General features: G+C 64.3%; 3 protein-coding genes. All 3 read right to left on the reverse strand.

The features are described 5' to 3' along the window. Window positions 1–11: 11 nt before the first annotated feature. Window positions 12–782, reverse strand: coding sequence for a glycosyltransferase family 2 protein (locus A9J21_RS32010; protein WP_066737717.1), 771 nt, complete (start codon window positions 780–782; stop codon window positions 12–14). Continuing rightward, window positions 779–2,098, reverse strand: a complete 1,320-nt coding sequence (locus A9J21_RS32015) for a hypothetical protein (protein WP_066737719.1) — start codon at window positions 2,096–2,098, stop codon at window positions 779–781. Before A9J21_RS32015 ends, A9J21_RS32010 begins: the two co-directional genes overlap by 4 nt. 139 nt (window positions 2,099–2,237) lie before the next feature. Further along, a partial coding sequence (locus A9J21_RS17045; protein ID WP_231906957.1) for a hypothetical protein occupies window positions 2,238–2,980 on the reverse strand: 743 nt, incomplete at its 5' end.

A 2,980-nucleotide genomic window follows, 5' to 3' on the forward strand; every position in this document is an offset into this window, starting at 1 on the left:
CCGGATGGCAACTACCGCCAGCGCGTGGGCAGACGGGTAACCAGGTGTTTTTCGGCCCAAAGCACGCAGTGCGGGATCACGTCGTAGGGCCGACGCTCGCGGTTCATGACCTTGCGGAACATGCGGGCGCCGTCGCGGTAGAACTGTTCGATCAGACGGTTGCTGCCGGTGATCGATGTGGGGTGGATCCGGAACAGGCCAAGATGACGCCGCGACACGCGAAACCGTGCGCCGCGCACGGCCATGTCCAGCAGCAACTCTCCATCCCAGCTGCTGCTGTTCTCGATGTTGAAGCCCTGCACGGCGTGGAAGGTCGGCGCGCGAAAGAAAACGCCCTGCTGGAACAGGTTGGCCGCGCCGTAGACAATGCGCAGGCGCGACATGGTCGAGGCGCGGATCTCGCGCAGCAGCTTGCCGTCGCCGTCGATCTTGTAGCCACTGCCGCACAGTACGTCAATATCGGGTTGGGCCTCGAAGATAGACGCCGCATAGTCCAGCGCCCCGGGCAGCAGCGCATCGTCGGCATTGAGGAAGTAGAAGATCTCGCCGGTGGCCTGCCGGAAGCCGTTGTTCAGGCCGTCGGCGGGCCCGCGGTCGCGCTCGTAGACGCGCTGGAGGCGGTCGCCGTAGCTGTCGATGATGTCACGGCTGCCGTCGGTGCTGCCCGGGTCCACCACGATGTACTGCAGGTTGCTGTAGTTCTGGCCGAGGACGGAATCGATACAGGTGCGCAGATACTGCGCCTGGTTAAAGGAAATCGTGACGATGCTGATCTTGATCACACGGACCTCGCGAATTTGAGCCTGGACGGACGCGTACCCGTTTCTGCGGGCGCGCGGAAGCGGACGCGGTGCTGCTGAAGGGCGCTGAACGCGAATATGATCCCGACGAACACGGCGGCCTGCCAGCGGTTGGCGGCGCCGAACGGCGAGAAGAACGCGTCCCAGATGAACTGTGGCAGCGCCACGCAGAAATAGACCGGCATGTACCTGGCCTGCAGCAGGAACATGCGCAGGCAGCCGCCCACCACGCTCAGCCAGAAAATGCCGCCGGCAATGCCGCACCAGACCATCGCGCCCATCAGGTACGAGTGCGTCGGAATCATCGGGGATTCCAGCTCGTCGAACCTGTCGGTCAGGGCCATGCCCATCTGGTGGGTCAGGCGGTTGTACTCGTCGACGTAGCCATGGCGGTCGAGGGCCCAGGAGCCGTGCCCCAGCAGCGGCGCATCGAGGAACGCCTTGACCGAAATGACGATTTCCGAGCGCCCGCCGAACAGGATGCCGTACTCGCTGGTGGCCTGCACGGTGTACTTGTGGACCGACTCGGGCGACAGGAAGCCAAACTCCGCCGAGTGCGCGAAGATCAGCGTGAATACCACGTTGAGGATGTAGATGACGGTGGCCAGAACGGCGAAGATCAGCAGGACGCCGCCCGGCTTGCGCACCAGATACCCCAGCTTGCGCACGAATGAGGAATTGCGGGCCAGGAACACGATGGCGCCCAGCACCGCCATGGCGGCAAGGCTGCGGAAGTCGAACACGATCGACGTGGCGGAAAACGCCAGCAGGCAGCCCACGGTGGACAGCTTGCCCGCACGCCGCGCGGACAGGTACGCAAGCAGCAGCGCCAGCAACGGCGTGGCGAAACCCCACTTCCAGGGATTCATCAGCGCCGCCTCCATCGGATTCATGACCGTTTCCCACATCTGGAATATGGTCGTGCCCGCCAGGAAGTACCAGATGCGCCGCTCGTGCCCGTGGTTGAAGTGGGTGGCAATGGCATACACGGTGCCAAAGAAGACCAGCGGCGCCAGCACGCCCTTGAGCGAGGTGGTGAGGTCGGTGTGGTTCTGGATGTCGGACAAGGACTGCGCGATGCACCACATGAGCGTGAGCGCGAACAACGGGGCCAGCTTGCGGTCCACCTTGAACGACGACAGGCCGTAGGCCGTCATGCACAGCGCCAGTAGTTCGCCGATATAGATTTCGCCCAGCAGCACCACGCGGATGCCCGAAATCACGCCCAGCGCGAAGTAGAAGGTCGCGTGGTCACCTTCGGCCCAGGGCCGCCGGCGTGTCAGAGAGAGCTGCCGCATCTGCAATCCTGTTGTGGTTGCAACGTCTACGAGTGCATCCGGACTGCCAGGCCGAGCCAGCCGTCAGATGCCGTGTCAGCAGGGTCCCATCGGGCTGCTGCGGTATCTGTGCGTCGCCGCACACGAATCCCGCAGGGGCCTAGCCAACCACCCGCTTGAGTGACTGGACGACCGATTCCAGCCCATGCCGGCAACGCAGCCGGTCTGCGGTGTCGCGCAGCGTCCACATCAGCTGCGTGCGCAGGTGGCCCATGCGCGTCTTGTAGAACGTGTGCTCGGTGTACTCGGCATTGATCATCGCCGGGTTGATATAGATGCGATGGCCGGCCGCGCGCAGGTCCTCGTGGAACGAGATATGTTCGTTGACCTCGTCGCCATTGGCGTCGATGCCGGTGTAGTGGCCCTTCACGAATGCATCGCGCTTGTAGATGGCGAAGCCGCCGCCGGCGGACTCCACCTCGATCGGCGCGGCATCGGCAGGGATGTGGATCTGCTTGGAACCCACGCACATGTCGAACGCCTGGCGCGGACCCACCGTGTCCACCACGGCCTGGTAGGCTTTCCAGCAATCTCCCGGCGCCCAGTACGGATGGCGCAGGGCCCAGATGTCGTAGTAGCAGAGGCGCTGGTTGGCGGTGATGCCGCTCCAGTCGACATCGGTGTCCCAGCACGACAGCACCCCGGCAGCGTCGAGCGCCGTGTTGAGGCCGTCCATGTCCGCCTCGACGATGTAGTCGATATGCGCGTACTCGGGCGCCGAGCGGATCAGGTTCACGTACTGGTTGCGGCAGATCGCAATGCGGTCGCAGCGAATCGGGTGTTCGGCGCGCAGATGCCCCATAGATACGAAGGCAAAGCCGGGTCGCGGGGTGGCGGGGCGGG

Source organism: Cupriavidus sp. D384 (assembly GCF_001652915.1).
GTDB lineage: Bacteria > Pseudomonadota > Gammaproteobacteria > Burkholderiales > Burkholderiaceae > Cupriavidus.

What these genes read in the sequence shown, in the direction of transcription:
- A9J21_RS32015 (WP_066737719.1), bottom strand. Translation starts at nt 2,098, where the DNA reads ATGCGGCAGCTCTCTCTGACACGCCGGCGGCCCTGGGCCGAAGGTGAC.